This window comes from Lysinibacillus sp. PWR01 (assembly GCF_043359455.1).
Classification (GTDB): domain Bacteria; phylum Bacillota; class Bacilli; order Bacillales_A; family Planococcaceae; genus Lysinibacillus; species Lysinibacillus fusiformis_F.
Window position 1 is genome coordinate 1 of the sequence record NZ_JBHERJ010000096.1, and the last position, 22839, is coordinate 22839.

A 22839-nucleotide genomic window follows, 5' to 3' on the forward strand; every position below is an offset into this window, starting at 1 on the left:
TTAGGAATCTGGTCTCCATTTTATTTTATCAGTGAATACATATAGGTATCATGTGGCACATTATTTTGATGCATATATTTTTTTAATAAGCCTTCTTGTTCGAAGCCTATTTTTTGCAATAACAGATTAGAAGCTTCATTTTCTTTAAACACAATGGCACCAATTCGTACTAAATCCATCTCTTCAAAACCATAGGAAATGGCTCTTTTCACAGCTTCCTGAGCATAGCCCTTTCCCCAATATTCAGGAAAAAGTGCATAGCTGATTTCCGCTCTTCGATGCTCTATTGACCACTCTTGAAAGCCGATTGTACCAATAATCCCTTCTTGTTCCTTTAATGCAATGCCCCATTTAATACCGCGTTTTTCGGTAAAATTATTGGCAAAATTTTTAATGATTTGTTGCACCTGTACTAAATTCGTTAAAGGTTGTTGTCCATAATGACGTAAAACTTCAGGATTCGAAAAGCAATCAAGGAGAGCTTGTGCATCAGGACTCGCCAATTCTCTTAACACTAATCGTTCAGTATGTAATATAGGAAACATCGTATACCTCTTTTATCATGGATTTGTTAATCAAATTTTACATTTGGCAACGAACGATTTCAATCTTTATTTCCATTAGATGACATCTTATTAAAAGGACAAGGCCAAACGACCCTGTCCTTTTTGTGCGTGTTAGTTTGCTTGCGCATCCCGACAGCTTAAGACTAACACAGCCATCTAAACATACTCTATACAAATCCTCTACGAGTTCTCAACATGCTTCTGCATAAAATCAGCCAACTTGACCACAATAAGTTCTAAATCAGTCAATGCGAGGTGCACGAAATGGAACATTTTCCACTCATACATACAAATTTTTGGGATGCCGTCATTGCAGTACCTGTCGTGATGTTGATTACACAACTCATCAAGAAAATATGTCATATTAAGCCTTTCTGGGTTCCGACCATTGCATTAGTCGTCGGCTTACTCATTTCCATTTTCATCAGCCATCGCCATAATCTTCTTGCTGGACTATTTATGGGCTGGTTTTATGGCTATGCAGCAATTGGGAGTTATGCTTCTTTAAAGACTTCTTATATTGCCTATAAACAAAAGAAGCAAAAGAAGCAAAAAAAACAGAAGTACACCGCTCCTTAAAAGGGTAGCTATTGCACCAATATGTACAAAAGTTTATACTAAATTTTAACATTTACAATTCTACTATTAAGTTACTTTTTTAACAGAAAGATTAATTGGAGAGGAGGAAAAAACATAGCTGAACGAGATCTTACACCTGAAGAAATAGATGCTTTTTTATCTAGGCAGGAAAAATTAAATCGTCCTGCAAGCCAAAAAGATATTCAGGCTATGATAACAGCGATTGCTCTTGAATTAGACAAAGAAACAAAAGCTGAAGCACCGAACGAACAAATCATTCAACAATTTAAGCAATTGCTAGAGCATCATACGAATTACACTATATATATTAATGACAATTCAGCCGACAGCATTTTTTATTCTTTTTCTCCAAAGAAAAAAAGCTTCGTTACTGAAAATAAGAACGACATACAATTTCTTATTATTCGACCATAGTTGCACACGCCAGAAAAACGGAGGAAAATCACGTGTCTAAAATCATTACTTTTGCCTTCAATACCAAGTATAAAGAGCAAATCCAGGAAACATTTTCATTTGAGCAATTAGGGATAAATGAGCAATTACCTAGCGATGAAATGAAAAAGCAAATCGATCAGCTATTCGAAAACTGGGTATGTGATCGCCTCAATCTTTCCTACAGCATCGTTATAGAGGAGGAAGATCAATGACCACTCTATCCCCTTCTAGTAACTTCCATTAAAATTCGTTACATCAGCCTGCAAACGGTTAACGAACACTTGGATTTGTTCCATCGTCACGATTATACATAATGCAGGGCCACATTCTCTTGCTCCGTAATGATTCCTCTCATAGGCATCTAGGACAAACATTAATTTATAACGAGGCTCTGCTTCCTCTCTCTCCTCCTCAGGGATTTGAAAAATACCATATCCAGGGTAAAAATATTGCCCATAATGAGGGATATGATAGATGCATAGTCCAGGATCATGCGGCTCGAACATACTTAAATGGGTAGGCTTCAATTGCGTCATGTCTTCTAATAATTGAAGAAAATCTCTTTTTAAACAATAAATTTCAGTATGTATAGCTGGGAAAGCTGGTCCATAGCGAAATTCAATGCGGAATCTTACACTTCCCTCGTTCACCAATATAATGTTAAGCTCTACCTCACAACAAGGATTGCTCGAATATTCTTTTAATAGTGCCATCCTATCTCTCCTTTGTTCTTCTCTCTACAATATACTACGAAACTAATAATTTACCAAATAAATGAAAATATACGCATTTATGTATGATACAATAGAAGTACTTTTCATTTTATGGAGGTGAAGGTGTTGAAAAAATATTTGGTGACAGGCATTGTACTAGGAGCCCTCTTCCTTACAGGCTGTAATAATGATGACGAAGCAGCCTCACCACAATCTACATCAGTCGATGAACAAATAATAGAAAAGAAATCTGTCATGGCACCTGTTCCATTAGTTTTGACGCTAGCACAGAAGGAACAATACTATAAAGAATATTCGACGATTGTCAATCAATTAAATGAAGAGTATGGTACAGGCTTTAAACTAGATCCCATTACAACATTTTCAGCGGATTATTGGCTTGAATTAAATGATTTTGAGGACATGTTAAAAGGAAGAATCGACACTTCATTTGTCGTGGTCGATAATAAAGAAATTTTTTCACCAGTAAAAGTACCAAAATTAGTGAAATTACATATGGGATCACATCAAACAATCATTCGTGTTGATGGTTCATTTGACACCCAACTAAGCAAGGATATTCCTGGTGGAAGACAGTTATTCTCGGTTATGCATTCATTGTCGTCAAAAATTGAACAGGGCGAAGGCAACTGGACGCAAACAGGATATGACCCTTCCATTAAAGATCAAGGCAGTGCTTACAATATTACAATCGGTGGCTACTATTCATATAATGGTGTATCATCGCCTCATATTATTGAGGTCGAATATTATTGTAATATATATGGTGGCATTACTTAATAACTAGTAACAGAGCTTGTCTGTAATCTTTTTTACAGACAAGCCCTATTCTTTTATAAGATAGCCTCTATTCCTTTCATCATATCAAAAGCTCCCTTTGATTTATTAGAACAAACGACAACTTTGATGGACGACGCAGGATAATAAGCTGAATGGAAGCACACACCAGGATCATATCCCATTACATGGTATTTTAGTATAGCTTGTTCACTGTTCTTCTTAATCCATACACCATAGCCATAACCATCATTTTCATCTATTTCTACATGAGGTAAAAGCAGCTGATTCGTTAAATCTTCATTTAAAAACTCAAAGTTCATGAGCGCACACCAGAACTTTGCCATATCCTTCCCTGTGACAAATGCTCCCCCATCAGAACCACCTTTTACAGGTAATGAATAGATATTAGTTTTCCAGGTCCCGTCTGGGTTGTCTAGATACCCTAACGCTGTATTAGATGGCAGAGAATCAAACGAAAAATAGCCAGATTCCGTCATATTCACCCGATCGAATAGATGTTGCTGAATGTAATCGGAAAAATCCATCCCAGCGATATGCTCTACGATTAACCCTAATACAATATATCCTGCATTGTTGTAATGAAATTTCTCACCTACTTTATATTTCATCGGTCGATTTTGGAATAAGGGTAAGAAATCACGCAATGTTCGAAGCTGATACATCGGATTTTCAACCCACAACGCTTCAAATTCCGCCATTTCTTCCTCATCAAAATAATCGGGTATGCCCGAAGTATGTGTTAGCAGATGAGCAACGGTTACTTGCTCATCGAAGTGCTTAAAATGTGGAGGCAGACAATCACTTAATTTCGTGTCAAAAGAGAGCTTCCCTTTTTCAATAAGCTGACAAATAGCGACTGCGGTAAAGATTTTACAGCCAGAGGCAATGCCAAAACGAGTTTTAGCATGATTATCGATTTGTTCTGAGCGATTCGCATAGCCAAAGCTTTGGCTGACTAAGGCAACCTTCTCCTCATTTTCCACTAGAACTGTACCTGAAAAATCAACCTTCTCTTGTATTTCCATTACGATATGTTGTAATTTTGTTTGCATAAGTATTCTCCTGGTTTTCTTAAAATTACTAAATAATAGATTTTTTATTTTAACCATATCGTTTTGAACATATTTTTACAAGTCTATTTCGTTTCAATCATAAAGATCCGCATAATCATGTAACGGAAGGAAACAATAAGAAAAAAGAGGATGTGTCACTGTGGAATTTTTTCATAGTCAAGAATCACTTACGGCGATTCAATGGATTCTCCGAGCCATTATCGCTTTTTTCTTCTTACTTTTCGCGACAAAAATTATGGGGCAGCGTTCTATTTCTCAGTTAAGATTACTGGACTTTGCCATGGCCATCACACTTGGGAATATTATCGCACACCCCTTATCTGATGAAGGATTAGGAATGAAGGGCTCCATGATTACCATGACCGTTTTAGTTTTGTTATACCTTATCGGTGTTTTTATAAGCCTAAAATGGATAGCCTTTCGCCATTTGATAGACTCTCCGCCAATTCCTCTTATTAAAAATGGGCAAATTATTAACGCCAACTTACGGAAGGCTAGAATCTCTGTAGATTTGCTTTTATCCGAGCTAAGAAAGGAAAAAATTGAAGAGGTTCAAAATGTAGCGCTGGCATTGTGGGAACCAGACGGATCGATTTCTAGTTTTTTACACACGCCCTATCAAACACCGACACGGGCAGATATGAATTTACAGCCGGAACCCTTTTTTCTTCCGATTATTCTTATTAAAGAGGGAAAAATTGATTACCATGAGCTAAACAAAACCAAGCATTCTGAGCAATGGTTGAAGGGTCAACTGAAAGCAATCCATAACCTAGAAATAAAAGATGTCCTTCTCGCTACAGTGGATCAAAAGGACAATTTGCATGTATTTGAATACTAATTAAAATAAAGAGCATTAGGCTCTATTTAATCCCAATGCTCGAAGAAGATATTCAAGTCAAGTCGTCTTGGTTACATGTCGATTGTCTATCAATGCATGGAGCTTACGCTGGATATACCATTCCATTACGATGAAATTGGGCACCCAGCATAGCCAGGCGATAACGGCGTAACTATACTGAAAATGATCAAAGCCAAATAATACCGTAAACAAAGGTAGCCAAATTCGTAATGTGACAGCTGCAAAGGTTAAAGCATAATTTCTTAACATCCATTTCTGATGGCCTTGGATGTTTCGTTTTTTAATATGAACCAGCGCTTGAAACATGGTGATGAGCCACCCTATAGCTAATAAAGCAAAGCCTAGCTGTGCTACCCAGCCCCCTGTTGCGTTCAGTGCTAAATAAAGTCCTGCCAAGCCACCAAATAAAATACTGACCATATAAATACTGCCTAATATTCTATGGCGTTTCACATTTTTCTCTCGTAACTTTGATGACAATGTAAAAGGACCGATGACTAAGGCTAATACACCGAATACAATATGTATATAGAGCATCATATACCAAAATGAATTCAATGTAGCACTAAGCATGAGCTTTAATTGAACAAATCCTGCCTGCCGTGCATCGAATAGTAAGTATTGAACAATCGAATAGCCCGCTATGAATAATGCCAAGCCGCATACAATCAACCACAATTTCTTTTTCATTTTTATAGCTCCTTTCTATGTTAGCGTACCATTGCAATTTCCTATCTTTTAACATAAACAAATAACAGGGCGTAAAAAGCATATAAGTGGACGTTTATCGACAGTACAACGAATTGACCATTATGTAGTGCAGGTTAATAGACAGGCAAAACGCTCCACCCCAGGGTATTTTTCTCCTAAACTCGTAATGTGAAAGCCAAGATTTTTATAAAAGAGTACGGCTTCTTGATCTGTTTCTGCATAAATAGAAGAAAAAGCATGATATTCTTCTACATACCGAATCATCTCACGTCCAATACCTTTTCCACGAAAAGCGGGCGATACGGCAATATGTTTAATTTCACAGCGATTTGCCTCTCCTTTAACGATTCCTATACAACCGACTAAATCTTGCTCGATGGTATAGCCATACAACACTCTTTCTGTATTTTCAATATACAATGGATATTCCCTATCCACTTTCTTTTCTGAAGTAGCATAGGATAATAATGTTTTCACTTCAGGTTGGATCTTGCTTGATTGAATCAGTTTCATGGAATTCTACCTTTCTTGCGGTTCATTTTAACTTACTAATAATACCTTTAAATTACTATATTTGTAAATAACACTTTGGTACTTCCATAATATACTAAAACATTATCTTTTATGTTATGATGACTTAAAAGTTGAGGAGGGAGTCCCTTGCTGGTTAAAGGCTATAAATTTAGTTTACCGCCCTTTTATTGGCTACTTTTCATACCCATCTTTTTGGGGACGAGTTACAAAGCATTATTTTTTGATTGGCACATACAAAAATATACTTTTCATGAATTAGAAGATTTCGGTCGTTATGTAATGATACTAGCAACAAGCTTGATTGAAGCTTTTATCTATCTACTCATTTTGCGACTGATTGTGTATTTGCTTCAACTCGTTTTTCGACAGTCTAATAGAAATCATAGCTAATGAGTAGGAGGAAGAAATTAAGAAATTTAAGGGTAGCCACCTACTCGGCACACCCTATTTCTTTGTCCACCTCAGTTAGGATTGAGGTGATTCCATGTAATGATTTCCACAGTGTCTATGTTTACATTGCCTAAGCTTAAGAGATGCGGAATATACGCAAAAAGCCCAAAGTTCTTGCCTTTTTCTTTCTCCGTTTGAAAATAGTCAATGGTTGCTGAAGGTAGCTGTTCCAGTTCCCTATAATCATCTATTGACAGTGGTTTAATATCCTTTGCAGCGATTGCCCCTGCAGGCACTTTATAGTGTTCCTTCGAATACAGGTACATCGTATTTTGATTAGCTGTCAGCTTTTGGATTGGAATTTGATAAAACATAAGGTTTTCTTTCGTTTCAATACCTAGCTCTGTTAACTTCTTATAAATATGATTAGGGTGGATAGGTAGGAAATGGACAACATCATGCCACAAGCAATTTAATGGAGGGATTTCTCTTGATAGCAATTTCGTTCGCTCAGGATGGTCAAAATACTTTTTCGTATAGCGTTCATATAAATGTGGATACTTTGCCCCTAGCCTATTTAATGGCATGAGCTCCTGACCGACCATTTCCCTTGGAACCATATGATAAACATACCTCTGCATGACAAGCACCTCCACCTAACTATTTCTTCATACATTTGGAAATTCCTGTTACAATGATTGTAAAAATAGAAAGTAGGTGCATGATGGAATTATTGTTTGTCATTGTTATTTTTGCTGGGATTTTGGCGATATATGATTCGATTAGACGAGTCAACAATACTATTTTGGAGCAAACTGAGGAAATAAAGAAATTACGAGAAGAGCTGAAAAATAAAAACCAGAAGGGCTAATACTTTTGCTTTGGATAATCAATTGAATTGGCAATATCAATCAGGACTTCAGCTGTTAAATGGACGTAAAGTAGCTAAGTGTCGGTACTATGTTATTCGCGTGAAGCATTCTTTCAAGCTCTAGCTTTGTGACCCATTGAATCGCTGTCACTTCCTCCTCTTGAAGTATGGTGTCACTCATTTCAAAGCTTTGGTCAAACAACCAAACATCGTAAAAATCATTGAAACAATCACGACGTTCACTCTTTACTAATTGTCCATTGGTCCTCAATAATTGTATCCCTATTTCCTCTTCCACCTCACGAATAGCCCCATCCAGACTGCTTTCACCAGCTACTATGGAGCCACCAGGACATTCCCATAAATGAGGATAATGTTTATTGGGATGTCTTTTTGTTAAAAGGAATTCTCCCTTGTTATTACGAATCCATACATGCACAACGATATGGTAATCTTCAGCTGCTAATTCTGTCCCTCGTACATGACGCTTATTTGTTTTTTTTCGGTTTTTATCGTAGATATCCCATACTTCCAAAGGGCACCTCATTTCTGAATTTGAACAAGCACATACTGCTTCGTCCACATTTCCGTTGTCACAATGGAACGTTCCCCATTTTTTTCAAAAAATAGCCCGCTCCCCTCCTTTTCAAGAAATGCCCATCCTTCATTAGCCATCATTTGCTGAATGTCCTCGTCCACCTTCTGTATGCCCCTAGCTGAAATGGCTGTGAGATACCAAGTTGCCTTCCTATCATTGGAGAGCGCCACTACATCAAAGGGGGATGTATTTAATTTTTGTATGGCTTCCTTTGGTGTAAGGGAATCGATCGGCAAAAGAGGATAAAATAATTTATTGCTATCAATAAAGACTGCACTTACTGCCAAAAGAGCTGCTATTAGTAAGCCTAAACTTTTCATTATTTCATCTCTCCTTCACTAAAAATATTCTAATGTAAAAAAACTCTTTAAAACTTTTCATGATTTATTTCTTCAATCATTTCTATTATTCCATTTTCATGAACGGTCTTCACCTTCACATCTTGAATTGGACTAATGGCATACCAAAATCGTTGATCGTTTTCAATGGGAAGGAGCTTCGCTTGTTCGTTACCTGCATAAATCTCAACAATTGAATTGTCGTCTATTGTACCTGAATAGATATAGGGTTCACTATTCATCGCTGACCATTGTACAGGAGAATGCCACTTAGCTCCCCTCGTTTGTATCCATTCCCACTGATTCTTTTCTTTTTCAAAGTAAGCAATATAAATTTTTTCTTCCTGATCTTTCTGTTCTAAGAAAATGGCAATGGCATCCCCTTCATGAACGACATTCAACTCTTTCTGAACGAGGGAATACGTAAAGTTTTTTTCACCTAGATGCATTTCCGTCATTTTTTGCTGAAAAAAATGTTCAAATTGTTGTTCTTCATTTGAACATCCCAGTAAGAAAACTAAGAAACTTACCATCATCACTCTTTTCAATGTTCTTTCTCCTTTTACTATGCTATTCAAGCTTTTAATAGTGAAGAAAAGTTATAAAAAGCATTTAAAACATCCTCTCCTAAAGGATGAGCAAATGCTTGATCTTTAAATGGGAAGATACCTTCATTCTCTAACTGCACCAAATATTTTTTGAAGCCCTGCTCTATAGCCTCCATATACTCCCTAAGAGTAAATTGATAATTAACTATTCTTTCGATAGGATAATGACTTTTATGTTCAATTAATATGTATTCACCATCACTGGAAAAAATATAGTAATCAAAGTATCCATGACAATCTATCGTTACTTGATTTGTATTCCCTTGATAAAAACTGGTGAGCGTGGAGAAAAATTGTGGGATGGCTATAAAGGCTAAACCAGATCTAAAACTAAATAATTGTTCATCATTTGACACATCAAATTGAATATCTCCACCATCTAAATTAATTTGAATAGTACACATATACTTATTTTTCAAGAATACCCTCCTCTATAAACCTATACATTTCATATTTTACCTTATTTAGTAAATAAACTGTAGAACATGTTATAATTCCGTTTATAAAGATTTACATAGGAGGTGATAAAATTGATCGTTAGAAAGGCAACCATACAAGATGCGAAAGGCATTGGAAAAGTGCATGTTGATAGTTGGCGAACAACCTATAAACATATTGTGCCAGCTGAATATTTAAGTAAGTTATCTTACGAACAAAGAACGCAATTATGGACGCAACAACTTGCCGATAAAACCAAGTATGTTCTAGTAGCTGAAAATGAATTGGGCGACATTATTGGCTTCACATCTGCAAGTAAAAGAGACTCAAACCCCACACCTAATTCCAATTATCTAGAAACGCTCTATCTTTTAGAAGACTATCACGGGAAAGGGATAGGAAAACTATTGTTGAAGGCAATCTTTCACTACTTTCATCAAAAGAACTGCCAAACTATATTTGTTGAAGTCTTAGCTGAGAATAAAACACGTCATTTTTATGAACATTATGGTGCGAATCTTATAAAAAGCTTAGAAATTACAATTGGTGGGAAAGTAGTAGAAGAATTAGTGTATGAATGGCATGATATCGAAGAAACTTTAGAGAAACGCATGTAATAAATTTGATTTTTAAATACTATCTAGTCAAAGCAAATAAAGAAAATCTTTTCAGCATTGGATCATTTGTTTTATTAGCTATAATGTAAATAGTATTCACAAATTTATGTAATGATCTTCCAACAATAAAGGCCACTCATCATGAGTGACCTTTAAGGGTTTATTTCATTCTTATTGTTTATTCGTCAACATGTTTACAACTTCTTTGATTTGCAGCTCTAATGAAATGGGATCATTGCCCCAGAATAAATCTGGATCTAGCTTGAACACTCGGTCATTCTTCACAGCGTCTAGTGATTTCCAAAGTCCTTCGCTCTCACCCCATACTTCTGAGATCAAATCACCCTGATCGATGAAGATATAATCGCCCGCATATTCAGGAATAACCTCGTACGAAACTTGTCGATAGGCTTCTTTCCCTATCATTTCCTTCTCCTGTTTGGCAGGTGGCTTTAATTGCAGATGCTTATAAATAGCTTCACCGCCCCTATAGCCTCCGTCACCGTAAATATAAAATCCTTTATCTACTACGAAAACGCCCATCAGTGCAAATGTGTCATCTGGCTTCACAATATTCGCAAGCTGTGCTCGTGCTTCCTCTGCTGTCTTATCTAGATGCTTAATCCATTTTTCGGCTTCCTCTTTTTTATCTAAAGCATCACCCAAAAGACGCATAATTTCATAAATATCACCTGAAGAGCTATAAGGGAGCGCAAGCGTTGGTGCAATTTTCTCATACTGCTGAAGAATCTTTTCATCACTCACCCAAGTGATGATTAAATCTGGCTTCAGCTGAACGATTGTCTCCAATGATCGCTCTCCAGTAGATTCAATTCCTTCAATCTGATCCTGTATGACTTTGTTCTCCAAATCCCATTGCGTAGAACCGACTGGCTTCACCCCTAGCACAAGCAGCTCTGGTAAATAGCCATCTGTTACAATGCGCTGCGGATTACGTGGCATTTCAAGCTCTCCACGTTGCGTTTTAATTATTTTTGTCGCTGAGTCTGATGTTTCAGCTGTTGAGGAAGTATCCTTATTTGTCTCCGTTTTCGTGCTATCATTTGCATTGCCACAGGCAGTAAGTATAACGATTAAAGCAAGAAATAATATGGTTTTTACCAGTTTATGTAAGTACAAGATTGTACCTCCTTGTTTGATAATGATTATCATTCGCGATGATATGTTCATTATAAAGACAAGATTGTACAAGGACAACGCCTATAAATTGGATGTTGTATAGGGAAAATTGTTGGATTTAACTTTGATTAGTTAACAATTTTACCATTACATCAAGTTGAAGCTCCAATGATAGACCATCATCAAACCAAAAATCATTTAGCTTCAGTAAGTGTAGTTGGCAGCCTTGTTCATACACTAATCGTTGCCAAACAGAGCGCTGTATCAACTTTTCACGGAAAGATTCCGTATCATCAGCCGGCACAATTAAATACATGTGACTTGCCGCGTACATTGGTACGTCCTGTTCTTCGACTTTCAGATGTTTACCTGTTTGCAGTACCTCCTGCTGAATACGCTGAGGCGCACTGAGTCCTAAAAGCTGATATAAAGTATAGGCGGAGCGAACGGATAGATAAGGAATCAGCCATAAATTATCGTGCCCTAATTCATAGATTCCTGCTGTCATCCCGGGCTCTAAAAATGGTTTGATGATTGTTCTTGCTTCCTGAGCTGATTGCTGCAACCTCGTCATCCAATCCTCAGCCTCCTGTGTTCGCCCAAGCAGTGTACCAAGCAATTGCACTTCCTCAAGCTTGTCTAGCTGCCCCCAAGGAAGAGTCAAAACAGGAGCGATTTGTTCGAGTGTTTTCAGTATCTCAGGGTAATTATATAAATAAGTGGGAGCCACGATTAGCTCTGGGGCTAGTTGTCGCAACACTTCCATTTGATCAAAGGATTCTATCTCCACAATATTCGGCAAATGCTTGTGCAACAGATGGGATGATTGAAGCAGCTCCCGTGTAGTCGCAAGGGGCTGAATATCTAGAGCCAGTAATGCCCCTAGAAATTGAATACTGACGATACGGTTTGTATGTCTCCTTTTGCGAAAACTACTAGCTGAAAGGTGAACATACTTGGTGAACGTTTTCCCCAAATACGAGCCATCTGCGAATCCTGTTTTCAATGCAATATCCTGCAATTTGTCATTTGTGCCAAGTAGCATACGCTTTGCCTGATCAATCCGAATTTGATTGACGTACTCAGCAAAGCTCCATCCTGTCTCTTTCTTAAATAATGAAGAAAAATAGCTTTCATTAAAACCAGTCATATTGGCCATAAAAGAGCGTGTTAGTGGTGCTGCAAAATGCTGTTTAATATAGGTAACGGCCTGCTGAATGGCTTGATCATGTGTCACGAAACTAATATCGATACGCTTTCTTTCAAAAATCGTATCGAATAACTCATGCAGGAGCAAATGGAGCTTAGGAGTAGCACTTACCTTTTGTGTCTGCTGAAACTGCGCCATCAAATTTTTCAGCAGTCCTTCCGCATATCGAGGAAATTCCATAACCTGTCCATGCCCTGGCAAATGTGCTGTATCTGCCACATAGAGCAGCGTGTCTTGTTCCCGTTTAGCCAATCGATAACTGTTAAAGGATAGACAGTAAACAGGAGCAAATGCTTCTCCCTCACTTGGGACCATATGAAAGCCCTGTTCTGGATGCAGAAGCAAGACAAATTGCCCTTTCCCTATTCGACAACTACGCTTCTCTGCCCGAATGGCAATCGGTTGTGTAGGAATGATAATCATAGGAAACGGCCCTGTCAGCATAACAGGACGAATCGTTCCCTCATCGGCTAGTAGCCTTGTATCCAAAAGCTCATAGGTTAGCATTTTATCACCTCTTTCTTTAATTCTTCTATGTATCTCTCAACCTGTAATTTATCTGCTTCTTTATTTCCAAGATCTTTTTATCCTATGCAATTATATTATATCCCCTATTGGAATTGATAATTTCCTTTTCTATTTCAATGAATTTATTGTCAAGGCAGACCTATTCATTTCTCCGAAGAAAAGGGATTGGCTAGGTAAACGTACAAAAAGCCTAACTCTTTACGCATAAAGTAGCCATATATGACCGAAAGGATGTCCTGTGTGGGGAAAGAACAGAAATATTTTAAAAAATTCAAGTTCAAATCAAATCCAAATTGTCATTGTCGCTGCTGTTGTCCTTGTTGTCGTTGTAATTGTAAGCCCCCATTTTTACCCATACCACCAAGCTGTCATTATCTCGTCTATGTGACAGATGCTGGGCAGCTCGCAACGCCTGATAATAGAGTATCTGTGATCGATACCGCAACAAACACAATCGTCGCTACCATTCCAGTAGGAACTGCTCCGCTAGAAGTAGCGATTACACCAAATGGCGCTTTTGGTTATGTTCCAGCGCTCTTCTCGGATAATGTAACGGTTTTTAGCACGGCCACAAACTTGCCAATCGCTACCATCCCTGTAGGCATTAACCCCCTTGGTGTTGCCATTTCACCAAACGGGACGCTTGCTTATGTATCCAATCACGGATCGAGCACTGTATCTGTCATCAACACAGCTACTAATACCGTAACCGCTACGATTCCAGTAGGGCTACAACCTCAAGGTATTGCCTTTACGCCGAATGGTGCGTTTGCATATGTTGCAAACGAGAATTCAAATTCAGTATCAGTTATCAATACTGCCACCAATACGGTGATTGCGACAATCCCTGTAGGAATTCGTCCTAGATCCATTGTTTTCACGCCAAGCGGACAATTTGCTTACGTGACAAACGAAAATAGCGGCTCAGTATCGGTCATTAATGCCACTACAAATACGGTAGTGAATACTATCCCTGTCGGAGCAGGCCCAGTAGGAACAGCTATTACACCTAATGGAACACTTGTTTACATTGTAAATAAAGGCAATAATACGGTATCTGTTATCAGTACAGCCACTAACACGGTAATTGCGACAATTCCAGTAGGATCATCTCCAGACCAAGTAACCATCTTGCCAAACGGAACACTTGCTTATGTAACAAATCAAACAGAAAATACGGTGTCTGTCATAGACATAGCAACAAACATGGTGATTGCCACAATCCCAGGATTTAACGGCCCTACTGGTATCAAAACCGGAACCATCTGCCTATAATTTCCCAAGAAAAAAGCAACCGACTATTCCCTGTCCATCTTAAAAAATGGTCGGTTTTTTGTCGGTTGCCTTTGTTCATTATGAAATTAGATTGGTATAAAACGTTGAGTTAGTCTTGAATTGCTGCGTCTAACGCTACCACAATCATATCATTGAACGTTGTTTGACGTTCTTCACTTGTTGTTACTTCACCTGTAATGATGTGGTCACTTACTGTTAGAACAGAAAGTGCTTTACGGCCGAATTTTGCAGCTAATGTGTAAAGAGCTGCTGATTCCATTTCTACTGCTAGTACGCCGTATTGAGCTAATTTTTCGTTTTGGTGCTCGTCTGAGTAGAATAAATCTGCTGTAAAGATATTCCCTACTTGTAAGTTAAGACCTGCTTCTTTTCCTGCATTGTAAGCTTTTAATAATAGGTCAAAGTCAGCGATTGGTGCGAAGTCGATAGCACCGCCCCAAATGATTTGGTTCATACGTGTATCCGAAGTTGCTCCTTGCGCTAAAATCACGTCACGCACTTTTACATCTTTTTGAATTGCACCACAAGTACCTACACGGATTAATTTTTGTACATCATATTCTTGCATTAATTCTGTTACATAGATAGAAATAGATGGCACACCCATACCAGTTCCTTGTACAGAAATACGTTTCCCTTTATACGTACCAGTGTATCCGAACATATTACGTACTTCATTGTAGCAAGTTACATCTTCTAAAAATGTTTCTGCAATGTATTTTGCACGTAGTGGATCTCCTGGAAGTAAAATTGTGTCAGCGATTTCACCTTTTTTTGCATTAATATGAATACTCATACTGCAATCCCTCTTTTCTGTCAGTTATCACTATAAATAATACTGTGTTTCTGTCATTTACGCAATGCTAGACGTCTAGCAACTTCAAAATTATTTATAGTTTTCGTACAATTAAGCTTGTTCCTCATAAAGCGTCCACAAAGAATCAAAGGTCTCGATTGTTAAGTTTTCCGTCGCGTAGGTTTCGATATAGTCGGACAACTCATTAAAGTCTGTGCTCTGCTTTGGAAAATTATGCTCATGAAATACTTCCTCTGCAAAGCGTACTTTAGGGTCAGACCAATCACCACCTCGATAGGTTAGGACATATAAATAAAAACTTTTCTTCATCAAACAATTTCCCCTTTTTATGCATTGGCTTTTCGCTAGTGTATCAAAAAAAATAGCGTTCGTCATAACTTCCACTACTACTATATTTTACCCACTTATGATTTTAGAACTATTTTCATGGTCGGTCCTGACTTTTGTCATAGTTATTTTATCTGAAAAATTTTAATTTTTAGAAATAACGATAGAAAAATCTAGCAAAATAAGATAAAATTGAAATCGACTATTTAAAAAAATAGGAAGGTGATGGCGATGAAAAAGACTAAAAAAACTCATGATACAGCGAAAAAACGCCCGTCTCTCTTTATTTTTAGCTTTTTTAAAAAGAGGAAAGCTTCTACACAAGGGGAAACCGGGAACAATCCCCCTCCTATTAAAGAAAAACGACAACGTTTTTACCATTTAATTCGGGGTAAAGTGCTTATTATGTTTGCACTTCTTATTGTAATTAACGGTGTAATGGGTATATTGTCCTATGTCAATATACAAAATTTGCAGCACCAAATGGAAGACTTCACAAAGAAAAATGTGCAGGAGCAACTAACGGTGAATCAACTTGCCTACGAGATTGCTAGACTGACCAATTTAGAACAATCATATTTGATTACTGGTAACGGCATTTATTCCACTTCTTATCATTTAAAAATTGATACCATTAATAAAAAGTTAGCTGCTTTGAAAGATCAATTTCAAGATCGACAAGTGGAACTAGGTCATATGCAGGCAATCGAACAATATTATAAAAATTACCTTGATTATTCAGATAAAGTTATGACGATGCGTGATGAGCTCGGTCTTGAGCAGGCTCGTAAGCTGATGATGGGTGCTACTGGGGAAACAATGAAAACGCATATCGATAAAAACATCGAGACCATCAATACCGTCATGGACGATTCCAATAAAACAAAATTAGACAAGCTTAACCAGCAGGTAAACCTTTCGATCACGACATTCTTTCTTGTATCAATCGTTGGCTTTTTAGCGATTGTGATTTTTGGCTTTATGCTATTTAAATCACTGAAACGTAATACACAGGCGATTAATGACTCTATCCTTGATATTGCACAAGCTGGCGGCGATTTGACAAGACGAGTAAATGTACGTAATCGTGATGAATTTTCGATTATTGCAGCCTCAACGAATACGTTAATCGAGTCGATTTCCAACTTAATTCGACGCGTAAGTGAATTGGCCGATCATGTATCAAGCAGTAGTCAGGAGCTGATGTCGTTAGCAGATGAAAATGCGCGTACAATTCAGGATATTGCGGATGCGACAGCTGATATTGCGAGTGATAGTGACAATACAATTTCCAGTATGAATAGTGCACAGCAAAAAATGAGCGACTTAGAGCATTCGATGCACCAATTAAATGAGCAAGCGAGTGCTGTCCATCGTGCCTCTGTTGCCATGCAGCAAGCAGCCGATGAAGGTAGTCGCTCTGTGGAACAATCGTCACTCGTGATGCAATCCATTGAAGAAACAATGGCTTCTACAACGTCTACTGTGGAGGCATTAGGTCGTAAATCGGCGGATATTACGTCCATTATCGGTACGATCACGGCCATTTCTGAGCAAACAAACCTTCTCGCTTTAAATGCGGCGATTGAAGCGGCGCGCGCTGGCGAGCATGGACGAGGCTTTGCGGTCGTAGCCGATGAGGTACGCAAGCTGGCGGAGCAATCCCAAAGTGCAGCAAAAGAGGTTACATCGATTGTCACATCCATCCAAGATGAGGTCACATCGATCATTGCCCAAAATCATGAAGGTGTGACAACGGTCATCCGAGGCGTTGAAGTGACCAATGAAACAAATCAATCCTTAGCCAATATTTTGTCGCATACCGAGGAAACAACGTCCATCATTGCAGCCATGGTGGATAAAATTGCGACAACACTTGAAAATAGCAATGCGGTGGCAAGTGACTTCATTCATGTCAATGCCTACGCAGAACAATCCGCGGCCAACACCGTGACATCTGCCGCAGCAGCCACACAAGGCTCCGCATCCATGCAGGAAATCAACGCCGCAGCCACTGAGCTCGCCCAACAAGCCGATAGCCTACGAAACCTCGTAAGCGAGTTTAAAGTTTAAGGGATTTGAATTGGAGAGGGAGAACCAATATTTTCGATTGGTTCTCTTTTTTAATTTATAGGGCTATCCTTTACTTTGAGTATTCTATCCTTCTATCTGCGAGGGCTCCTCCTAATTCGTGGGGCTATCCTCCACTTTGAGCGTTCTATCCGCTACTTTTTCAGTTCTATCCTGCGCTTTTAGAATTCTATCCTTCTATCTGCGGGGGCTCCTCCTAATTCGTAGGGCTATCCTCCACTTCCAGCATTCTATCCGCTACTTTTTCAGTTCTATCCTGCGCTTTTAGAATCCTATCCTTCTATCTGCGGGTTCGCTTCCTAATACGCAGGGCTATCCTCCACTTCCAGCATTCTATCCGCTACTTTTTCAGTTCTATCCTGCACTTTTAGAATCCTATCCTTCTATCTGCGGGGGCTCCTCCTAATTTGTAGGGCTATCCTCCACTTCCAGCATTCTATCCGCTACTTTTTCAGTTCTATCCTTCACTTTTAGAATCCTATCCTTTTATCTGCGGGGGCTCCTCCTAATTCGCGGAGCTATCCTCCACTTCCAGCATTCTATCCGCTACTTTTTCAGTTCTATCCTTCACTTTTAGAATCTTATCCTTCTATCTGCGGGGGCTCCTCCTAATTCATGGGGCTATCCTCCACTTTCAGCATTCTATCCGCTACTTTTTCAGTTCTATCCTACGCTTTTAGAATCTTATCCTTCTATCTGCTGTTTCTCCCCCTCACTTTATAATGACACAAAAAAACCTAGCAAGGAGCTACCTTGCTAGGCTTTACTATTTAAATAATGCTAGGTATTCGCCATAGCCTTCTTTTTCTAAATCTTCTTTTGCGATAAATCGAAGCGCTGCTGAGTTTATGCAGTAGCGTAAGCCGCCTTGCTCACTTGGGCCGTCTGGGAAGACATGTCCTAGATGGGAATCCGCTTCTTTGCTGCGTACCTCCACACGACGCATGCCGTGAGATGTATCGAAATACTCGGTTACCTGTTCTTTTTCAATTGGCTTTGTGAAAGCTGGCCAGCCACAGCCGGAGTTGTATTTATCGAGTGAGCTGAATAAAGGCTTGCCAGATACAATATCTACGTAGATGCCTTCTGCAAAATGGTCATCGAATTCATTGCGAAATGGTGGCTCAGTACCATTTTCCTGTGTCACATAATACTGCATTTCAGTTAATTCTTTTAAACGCTGTTCTTTACTCATGCTTATTCCCCCAGTGATGCTCCTGAAACGCTCGTCGACCGGATCCAATCGAATAGCGCTCATAGTGCATTGGATTTTTCTTATAATACTGCTGATGATAACCCTCAGCCGGATAAAACGTAGTGGCTGGTAAGATTTTTACCATAATTGGTTTATCAAACTTGCCAGACGCTTGTAAATCCGCCTTTGAACGTTCAGCTAGCTCACGTTGTTCTTCGTCATGATAAAAAATGGCCGTTGTGTAGGATTCTCCACGGTCGTAAAATTGCCCGCCTGCATCTGTTGGGTCAATCAATGTCCAATAAATCGCAAGTAACTGCTCGTAGCTATATAATTCATCATCAAATGTGATTTGTACAGCCTCTACATGCCCTGTTGTTTCAGAGCACACCTGTTCATAGGTAGGATTCACAACATGTCCACCTGTATAGCCTGAAATCACAGAATCAATGCCGGGTGTTTCGTCAAAGGGCTTGACCATACACCAAAAACAGCCTCCCGCAAATGTTGCATATTGCTTTGCCATTCATTTCACTCCTTATTCACCAGGAACAATAATTTCCAATAAGATTTTATCCTTTGGTAAGTCCAATTCTTTAGCACGTACACGTGATCCAGAAGCAATGTTAATGCGCGATAAATCAATATAAATTTCGGCTTTATTCGGATTCACAGTAATCCATGAGGGAAATTCCACCGAATCGCGCATGATTTTCATCGTCGTCTCCGGTGGAATGTTTAATAACCCGACATTCATGCCCGTCTGTTTTAAAATAATATTCCCCTTGTCATCCACAATGGGCTCAAAATTCATGGAAATAGGGATTTCCGTATAAAATACCGTTAGTGTGCTGCGTAATTGAATATCATCCCCAATTGTGAAATCAAGTGGTAAAGGTGAGCCTTTCGCTGCATCCTTTAAATATTTTTTTGATATCGATTCTAATTCCTTTGTTGTGGTTTGCACCACGAGTACATTCCCTTTGCTTTCACTTTCACCTGCTGAACTCTTCGCAACATGGACGCCATCCACTGGTCTAGTTGCTAAAAAAACGACGAGGAGGATTGCAAAAAGCACTGTGCCCGCTAAGGCGAAAAACGCGACTTTCCATTTATTCATTTTGTCACTCCTCGAAGCCTATTGCCTTGTTAATCTTTTTTTCCATACCACACTGCTCCATTGCTGCTAGTATACGCTCTGTCATTTTTTCATACCCCTTTGCATTGGGGTGGAAAAAGTCTGTATGATAAACGAGCTCTTCATTTGAATCAAACAAATCTTCTACTGATACGTAACAAGCATTGGAATCCTTGCTGGCTACTTCCTCAATCACATTATTCCATTCTGTGATAATCGTATCAAATTCATTCGCCTCATTGGTCACAATCGAAAAGGGATTATAAAAACCAATGAGTAATAAGGGAACTGTCGGATTTTTTGCGCGAATGCCTTCTACGATTTTGCTGTAACGTTCTTTATAAGCCAGCAATTCCTTATCAAAAGCGTCACGCTTCAAGTTAAATAAATCCTGCCTGACGACCTTCATGACATCATTGCCACCCATTGTTAAGGAAATGAACTGTGCTTCTTGCAGCTCTTCATCATAATGCCCTTTTTTCACTAATTTTAGTAGCTGATCGCTGCGTCTACCACGTTTGCCCCGATTATCGACCTCCACATCCGAGATTGAAGGCCATGCGAGCAATGAATCTGCTAATCTTCCAACATAACCGTCTTGACTATACTCATCACCGACACCATCTGTCAACGAATCTCCCAGTGCCAAGTAATGTAGTTGCTTTGCTTGTTCTTCATCAATTTGCGATAAATCCTCTGCTGATGGCTCAAAAAAATGTTCAAAAATTTGCGTCAACATATTCTTAGATGTTTTTTCCTCATCTTCTGTTTGTTGCTCATCCTGCGGCATATCTTGCTCCGTTCCTGCTTGCTCACCTTCAGGCTCTGCTTGCGGATTCGGTTCATCGATTGAAATTGCACAACCACTTAGTACTAAGACGGTCAAACACGACAACATAAATCGCCAAATGTCCATTTGACCACCTTCCATCCCTTTCTATTACTTCTATTATAGAATAGTTTATGCCGCAATGAAAAGTGACTTACCCTTAGTTCTCCATAATTTTGTGTTCTTGCCAAATTTCCTCACTCAATTATGGGGTGTATGTATGGATAATGTGTATTTATTCAGTGTACCTTTATGCGGAAGTGATGATCATTAGGAGGATTACTCATTGTATTTGATGGCAAAACGATCACTATTTAATTGAAGACGATCATACTTAGTGGTTAGCCGCTCTTCTTTTTTTAAACCCGCTCATATCAGGCGAGAAAGCGATCACACTTTGTTTGAAGACGCTCTTACTTCGTGTTAAACCGATCACCTTTGTAACGAAGCCGCTCTTTCTTGGTAGCAAAGTGATCACTATTTAATCGAAGACGCTCTTTCTTAGTAGCAAAGTGATCTCCATTTGATCGGAGACGCTCTTTCTCACTAGCAAAGTGATCTCCATTTAATCGGAGACGCTCTTTCTTGGTGGCAAAGTGATCACCATTTGACCAGAGACGCTCTTTCTTGGTAGCAAAGTGATCACCATTTGACCGAAGACGCTCTTTCTTAGTAGCAAAGTGATCACCATTTAATCGGAGACGCTCTTTCTTGGTAGCAAAGTGATCACCATTTGACCGGAGACGCTCTTTCTTGGTAGCAAAGTGATCACCATTTGACCAGAGACGCTCTTTCTCAGTAGCAAAGTGATCACCATTTAATCGGAGACGCTCTTTCTCACTGGCCAAGTGATCACCATTTGATCGAAGACGCTCTTTCTCACTGGCCAAGTGATTACCATTTAATCCAAAACGCTCTTATTTAGTTGGAAACGGATCACGGGTTAATTAAAATGGCTCATCTTTGGCACAAAGCCGCTCATCCCTGGTGTGAAAGTTATGGTTGCTACGAGAGCAACGTATAAAAAAAGCCACTACATTTACTTATGTAGTAGCTCCTTCCTATTATTCTGCAAAGTAAATAAAACCGATGGCTCCTGGACCTGTGTGTGTCGAGATGATTGGGGATGTAAAGGCAATTTCTACATCGTTAAAGCCTGTGTCTTCGATTAACGATTTTAATGGGTTGCCCATCGTTACTAAACCGTCTGCATGGGAAATGCCGACTGCCTTAACCGTTTTTCCGGCTGTGTCTGCTTGGAATTGTTTAAATAAGAAATTGACTACTTGCTTATGACTACGTACCTTTGACACAGGGTTGTATACGCCCCCTTCAAGGTTGGCAATGACTTTGATGTTTAGGAGAGAACCGATAAAGCCTGTTCCTTTACCGATTCGACCGCCCTTAATTAAGTTTTCGAGCGTGTCCACAATCACGTATAAATGCGTATTGTCTCGTACCTTTTCCAAACGTGCTACGATGTCCTCTACTGTTGCGCCTTCATCACGCATACGGATTGCCTCACGTAGTTGGATAGCCAATCCAATCGCGATAAAGCGTGAGTCAATGACTGTCACATCGACATCTGTCATTTGTGCCGCTTGACGTGCAGATTCTACTGTTCCACTCATGCCGCCTGTCATATGGATGGAGATTATTTGATCACCATCTTTACCTAGCTCATCATATAATTCTTTAAATTTCCCTGGTGCTGGCTGCGAACTTTTTGGTAAATTTTTCGCATTTTTCATTAAGCCTAAAAAAGACTGTGGCTCTAAGTCCACACCATCTGTATATGTTTGACCATCAATTTGAATCGTTAAAGGCACGATATGTATTCCATGTTGTGCTACTTCTTCTTTTGTTAAATCACAAGTTGAGTCCGTTACTATATGAATTCGTCTCACTTCGACACATCCTTTTACTTCATTAAAATTTATTATATAGACTAATGAATCATTATGTAAACATGACATTTGTCATTAGGCAAAACCTTGTCCTCACTTGCATGTAAACGCTACCTTGGATACTATAGCGTTTTCGCCTACCTCTTGTCTATCAATGCCCCTCAAAGATTATGACAGCCTTATGA

The 22839-nt window shown here is 39.0% G+C and carries 29 protein-coding genes; 9 read left to right on the forward strand and 20 right to left on the reverse strand.

Annotated elements, in window-relative coordinates; genetic code table 11:
• Window positions 1-20 precede the first annotated feature (20 nt).
• On the reverse strand, window positions 21-545 hold the full coding sequence (locus ACEVFT_RS22055) for a GNAT family N-acetyltransferase (RefSeq protein WP_205443377.1): 525 nt from the start codon (window positions 543-545) through the stop codon (window positions 21-23).
• A gap of 285 nt (window positions 546-830) precedes the next feature.
• On the opposite strand from ACEVFT_RS22055, the gene ACEVFT_RS22060 reads away from it, so the two are divergent.
• From ACEVFT_RS22060 to ACEVFT_RS22070, 3 genes are all read left to right on the forward strand, one after another.
• A complete protein-coding gene (locus tag ACEVFT_RS22060; RefSeq protein ID WP_393951302.1) occupies window positions 831-1145 on the forward strand; it encodes a hypothetical protein in 315 nt (104 codons plus the stop codon).
• A 210-nt stretch (window positions 1146-1355) separates the two neighbouring features.
• A complete protein-coding gene (locus ACEVFT_RS22065; protein ID WP_393951303.1) occupies window positions 1356-1580 on the forward strand; it encodes a hypothetical protein in 225 nt (74 codons plus the stop codon).
• A gap of 32 nt (window positions 1581-1612) precedes the next feature.
• Window positions 1613-1813 (forward strand): hypothetical protein, encoded by a 201-nt coding sequence (locus tag ACEVFT_RS22070; RefSeq protein ID WP_342534653.1) that lies wholly within the window; start codon window positions 1613-1615, stop codon window positions 1811-1813.
• A 15-nt stretch (window positions 1814-1828) separates the two neighbouring features.
• Here ACEVFT_RS22070 and ACEVFT_RS22075 read toward each other — a convergent pair whose 3' ends face one another.
• Window positions 1829-2314, reverse strand: a complete 486-nt coding sequence (locus ACEVFT_RS22075) for a hypothetical protein (RefSeq protein WP_393951304.1) — start codon at window positions 2312-2314, stop codon at window positions 1829-1831.
• A gap of 123 nt (window positions 2315-2437) precedes the next feature.
• On the opposite strand from ACEVFT_RS22075, the gene ACEVFT_RS22080 reads away from it, so the two are divergent.
• A complete protein-coding gene (locus ACEVFT_RS22080) occupies window positions 2438-3115 on the forward strand; it encodes a hypothetical protein (RefSeq protein WP_393951305.1) in 678 nt (225 codons plus the stop codon).
• Window positions 3116-3168: 53 nt separating this feature from the next.
• Here ACEVFT_RS22080 and ACEVFT_RS22085 read toward each other — a convergent pair whose 3' ends face one another.
• Complete coding sequence (locus ACEVFT_RS22085) at window positions 3169-4188, reverse strand: serine hydrolase domain-containing protein (protein WP_393951306.1); 1020 nt, start codon at window positions 4186-4188, stop codon at window positions 3169-3171.
• Window positions 4189-4348: 160 nt separating this feature from the next.
• Between ACEVFT_RS22085 and ACEVFT_RS22090 the strand changes: the two genes are divergently transcribed.
• Window positions 4349-5050 (forward strand): DUF421 domain-containing protein, encoded by a 702-nt coding sequence (locus ACEVFT_RS22090; RefSeq protein ID WP_393951307.1) that lies wholly within the window; start codon window positions 4349-4351, stop codon window positions 5048-5050.
• A 57-nt stretch (window positions 5051-5107) separates the two neighbouring features.
• Here ACEVFT_RS22090 and ACEVFT_RS22095 read toward each other — a convergent pair whose 3' ends face one another.
• The 3 genes from ACEVFT_RS22095 to ACEVFT_RS22105 form a co-directional block, all read right to left on the reverse strand.
• A complete protein-coding gene (locus ACEVFT_RS22095) occupies window positions 5108-5761 on the reverse strand; it encodes a DUF2306 domain-containing protein (protein WP_393951308.1) in 654 nt (217 codons plus the stop codon).
• Window positions 5762-5881: 120 nt separating this feature from the next.
• Window positions 5882-6295, reverse strand: a complete 414-nt coding sequence (locus tag ACEVFT_RS22100; protein WP_393951309.1) for a GNAT family N-acetyltransferase — start codon at window positions 6293-6295, stop codon at window positions 5882-5884.
• 482 nt (window positions 6296-6777) lie between these two features.
• On the reverse strand, window positions 6778-7347 hold the full coding sequence (locus tag ACEVFT_RS22105) for a group-specific protein (RefSeq protein WP_393951310.1): 570 nt from the start codon (window positions 7345-7347) through the stop codon (window positions 6778-6780).
• A gap of 80 nt (window positions 7348-7427) precedes the next feature.
• Here ACEVFT_RS22105 and ACEVFT_RS22110 point away from each other — a divergent pair, with 80 nt between their 5' ends.
• The gene (locus ACEVFT_RS22110) at window positions 7428-7577 is read left to right on the forward strand and encodes a hypothetical protein (RefSeq protein WP_393951311.1); all 150 of its coding nucleotides are present in this window, start codon (window positions 7428-7430) and stop codon (window positions 7575-7577) included.
• A gap of 55 nt (window positions 7578-7632) precedes the next feature.
• Here ACEVFT_RS22110 and ACEVFT_RS22115 read toward each other — a convergent pair whose 3' ends face one another.
• Genes ACEVFT_RS22115 through ACEVFT_RS22130 form a run of 4 tightly spaced genes read right to left on the reverse strand, consistent with a single transcriptional unit; the run spans window position 7633 to window position 9540 of the window.
• Window positions 7633-8112, reverse strand: coding sequence for an NUDIX hydrolase (locus ACEVFT_RS22115; protein WP_393951312.1), 480 nt, complete (start codon window positions 8110-8112; stop codon window positions 7633-7635).
• An 8-nt stretch (window positions 8113-8120) separates the two neighbouring features.
• Complete coding sequence (locus ACEVFT_RS22120; protein ID WP_393951313.1) at window positions 8121-8495, reverse strand: hypothetical protein; 375 nt, start codon at window positions 8493-8495, stop codon at window positions 8121-8123.
• A gap of 47 nt (window positions 8496-8542) precedes the next feature.
• Window positions 8543-9052 (reverse strand): hypothetical protein, encoded by a 510-nt coding sequence (locus ACEVFT_RS22125; protein ID WP_393951467.1) that lies wholly within the window; start codon window positions 9050-9052, stop codon window positions 8543-8545.
• Window positions 9053-9087: 35 nt separating this feature from the next.
• Window positions 9088-9540 carry a hypothetical protein gene (locus ACEVFT_RS22130; protein ID WP_342534642.1) on the reverse strand — a complete coding sequence of 151 codons (453 nt, stop codon included), beginning with the start codon at window positions 9538-9540 and terminating at the stop codon, window positions 9088-9090.
• A gap of 111 nt (window positions 9541-9651) precedes the next feature.
• Between ACEVFT_RS22130 and ACEVFT_RS22135 the strand changes: the two genes are divergently transcribed.
• Entirely contained in the window at window positions 9652-10176 is a 525-nt protein-coding gene (locus ACEVFT_RS22135; RefSeq protein WP_393951314.1) for a GNAT family N-acetyltransferase, read from the forward strand.
• Window positions 10177-10347: 171 nt separating this feature from the next.
• On the opposite strand, the gene ACEVFT_RS22140 is transcribed toward ACEVFT_RS22135, so the two are convergent.
• Both ACEVFT_RS22140 and ACEVFT_RS22145 read right to left on the reverse strand, forming a co-directional pair.
• Window positions 10348-11316, reverse strand: coding sequence for an ABC transporter substrate-binding protein (locus tag ACEVFT_RS22140; protein WP_393951315.1), 969 nt, complete (start codon window positions 11314-11316; stop codon window positions 10348-10350).
• Between the two features lie 118 nt (window positions 11317-11434).
• On the reverse strand, window positions 11435-13033 hold the full coding sequence (locus ACEVFT_RS22145) for a helix-turn-helix domain-containing protein (RefSeq protein WP_393951316.1): 1599 nt from the start codon (window positions 13031-13033) through the stop codon (window positions 11435-11437).
• A gap of 252 nt (window positions 13034-13285) precedes the next feature.
• Between ACEVFT_RS22145 and ACEVFT_RS22150 the strand changes: the two genes are divergently transcribed.
• Window positions 13286-14329: a beta-propeller fold lactonase family protein gene (locus ACEVFT_RS22150; RefSeq protein WP_393951468.1), complete on the forward strand. Its 1044-nt coding sequence runs from the start codon at window positions 13286-13288 to the stop codon at window positions 14327-14329.
• A gap of 109 nt (window positions 14330-14438) precedes the next feature.
• On the opposite strand, the gene deoD is transcribed toward ACEVFT_RS22150, so the two are convergent.
• Together deoD and ACEVFT_RS22160 are read right to left on the reverse strand one after the other, a co-directional pair.
• The gene (deoD, locus tag ACEVFT_RS22155) at window positions 14439-15146 is read right to left on the reverse strand and encodes a purine-nucleoside phosphorylase (RefSeq protein WP_393951317.1); all 708 of its coding nucleotides are present in this window, start codon (window positions 15144-15146) and stop codon (window positions 14439-14441) included.
• A 111-nt stretch (window positions 15147-15257) separates the two neighbouring features.
• The gene (locus tag ACEVFT_RS22160; protein ID WP_205443357.1) at window positions 15258-15476 is read right to left on the reverse strand and encodes a YozE family protein; all 219 of its coding nucleotides are present in this window, start codon (window positions 15474-15476) and stop codon (window positions 15258-15260) included.
• A 249-nt stretch (window positions 15477-15725) separates the two neighbouring features.
• On the opposite strand from ACEVFT_RS22160, the gene ACEVFT_RS22165 reads away from it, so the two are divergent.
• Complete coding sequence (locus ACEVFT_RS22165) at window positions 15726-17567, forward strand: methyl-accepting chemotaxis protein (protein ID WP_393951318.1); 1842 nt, start codon at window positions 15726-15728, stop codon at window positions 17565-17567.
• A gap of 784 nt (window positions 17568-18351) precedes the next feature.
• Here the strand turns inward: ACEVFT_RS22165 and msrB are convergent.
• The 6 genes from msrB to ACEVFT_RS22195 form a co-directional block, all read right to left on the reverse strand.
• Entirely contained in the window at window positions 18352-18780 is a 429-nt protein-coding gene (gene msrB, locus ACEVFT_RS22170) for a peptide-methionine (R)-S-oxide reductase MsrB (protein ID WP_393951319.1), read from the reverse strand.
• A complete protein-coding gene (gene msrA, locus ACEVFT_RS22175) occupies window positions 18773-19306 on the reverse strand; it encodes a peptide-methionine (S)-S-oxide reductase MsrA (RefSeq protein WP_205443352.1) in 534 nt (177 codons plus the stop codon). The genes msrB and msrA overlap by 8 nt, the downstream gene beginning before the upstream one ends.
• A 12-nt stretch (window positions 19307-19318) precedes the next feature.
• A complete protein-coding gene (locus ACEVFT_RS22180) occupies window positions 19319-19900 on the reverse strand; it encodes a YpmS family protein (RefSeq protein ID WP_205443351.1) in 582 nt (193 codons plus the stop codon).
• A 4-nt stretch (window positions 19901-19904) separates the two neighbouring features.
• Window positions 19905-20816, reverse strand: a complete 912-nt coding sequence (locus tag ACEVFT_RS22185; RefSeq protein ID WP_393951320.1) for a GDSL-type esterase/lipase family protein — start codon at window positions 20814-20816, stop codon at window positions 19905-19907.
• Between the two features lie 344 nt (window positions 20817-21160).
• Window positions 21161-21637: a hypothetical protein gene (locus tag ACEVFT_RS22190; protein WP_393951321.1), complete on the reverse strand. Its 477-nt coding sequence runs from the start codon at window positions 21635-21637 to the stop codon at window positions 21161-21163.
• Window positions 21638-21811: 174 nt separating this feature from the next.
• A complete protein-coding gene (locus tag ACEVFT_RS22195) occupies window positions 21812-22654 on the reverse strand; it encodes a DegV family protein (RefSeq protein ID WP_393951322.1) in 843 nt (280 codons plus the stop codon).
• Window positions 22655-22839: the final 185 nt, after the last annotated feature.

Bases quoted from the DNA above. Each gene is read 5' to 3' on its own strand.
- ACEVFT_RS22055 (WP_205443377.1), bottom strand. From the start codon at position 545: ATGTTTCCTATATTACATACTGAACGATTAGTGTTAAGAGAATTGGCG.
- ACEVFT_RS22060 (WP_393951302.1), top strand. From the start codon at position 831: ATGGAACATTTTCCACTCATACATACAAATTTTTGGGATGCCGTCATT.
- ACEVFT_RS22065 (WP_393951303.1), top strand. From the start codon at position 1,356: ATGATAACAGCGATTGCTCTTGAATTAGACAAAGAAACAAAAGCTGAA.
- ACEVFT_RS22075 (WP_393951304.1), bottom strand. From the start codon at position 2,314: ATGGCACTATTAAAAGAATATTCGAGCAATCCTTGTTGTGAGGTAGAG.
- ACEVFT_RS22085 (WP_393951306.1), bottom strand. From the start codon at position 4,188: ATGCAAACAAAATTACAACATATCGTAATGGAAATACAAGAGAAGGTT.
- ACEVFT_RS22095 (WP_393951308.1), bottom strand. From the start codon at position 5,761: ATGAAAAAGAAATTGTGGTTGATTGTATGCGGCTTGGCATTATTCATA.
- ACEVFT_RS22100 (WP_393951309.1), bottom strand. From the start codon at position 6,295: ATGAAACTGATTCAATCAAGCAAGATCCAACCTGAAGTGAAAACATTA.
- ACEVFT_RS22105 (WP_393951310.1), bottom strand. From the start codon at position 7,347: ATGCAGAGGTATGTTTATCATATGGTTCCAAGGGAAATGGTCGGTCAG.
- ACEVFT_RS22110 (WP_393951311.1), top strand. From the start codon at position 7,428: ATGATGGAATTATTGTTTGTCATTGTTATTTTTGCTGGGATTTTGGCG.
- ACEVFT_RS22120 (WP_393951313.1), bottom strand. From the start codon at position 8,495: ATGAAAAGTTTAGGCTTACTAATAGCAGCTCTTTTGGCAGTAAGTGCA.
- ACEVFT_RS22145 (WP_393951316.1), bottom strand. From the start codon at position 13,033: ATGCTAACCTATGAGCTTTTGGATACAAGGCTACTAGCCGATGAGGGA.
- ACEVFT_RS22150 (WP_393951468.1), top strand. From the start codon at position 13,286: ATGTCCTGTGTGGGGAAAGAACAGAAATATTTTAAAAAATTCAAGTTC.
- deoD (WP_393951317.1), bottom strand. From the start codon at position 15,146: ATGAGTATTCATATTAATGCAAAAAAAGGTGAAATCGCTGACACAATT.
- ACEVFT_RS22160 (WP_205443357.1), bottom strand. From the start codon at position 15,476: ATGAAGAAAAGTTTTTATTTATATGTCCTAACCTATCGAGGTGGTGAT.
- ACEVFT_RS22165 (WP_393951318.1), top strand. From the start codon at position 15,726: ATGAAAAAGACTAAAAAAACTCATGATACAGCGAAAAAACGCCCGTCT.
- msrB (WP_393951319.1), bottom strand. From the start codon at position 18,780: ATGAGTAAAGAACAGCGTTTAAAAGAATTAACTGAAATGCAGTATTAT.
- msrA (WP_205443352.1), bottom strand. From the start codon at position 19,306: ATGGCAAAGCAATATGCAACATTTGCGGGAGGCTGTTTTTGGTGTATG.
- ACEVFT_RS22180 (WP_205443351.1), bottom strand. From the start codon at position 19,900: ATGAATAAATGGAAAGTCGCGTTTTTCGCCTTAGCGGGCACAGTGCTT.
- ACEVFT_RS22185 (WP_393951320.1), bottom strand. From the start codon at position 20,816: ATGTTGTCGTGTTTGACCGTCTTAGTACTAAGTGGTTGTGCAATTTCA.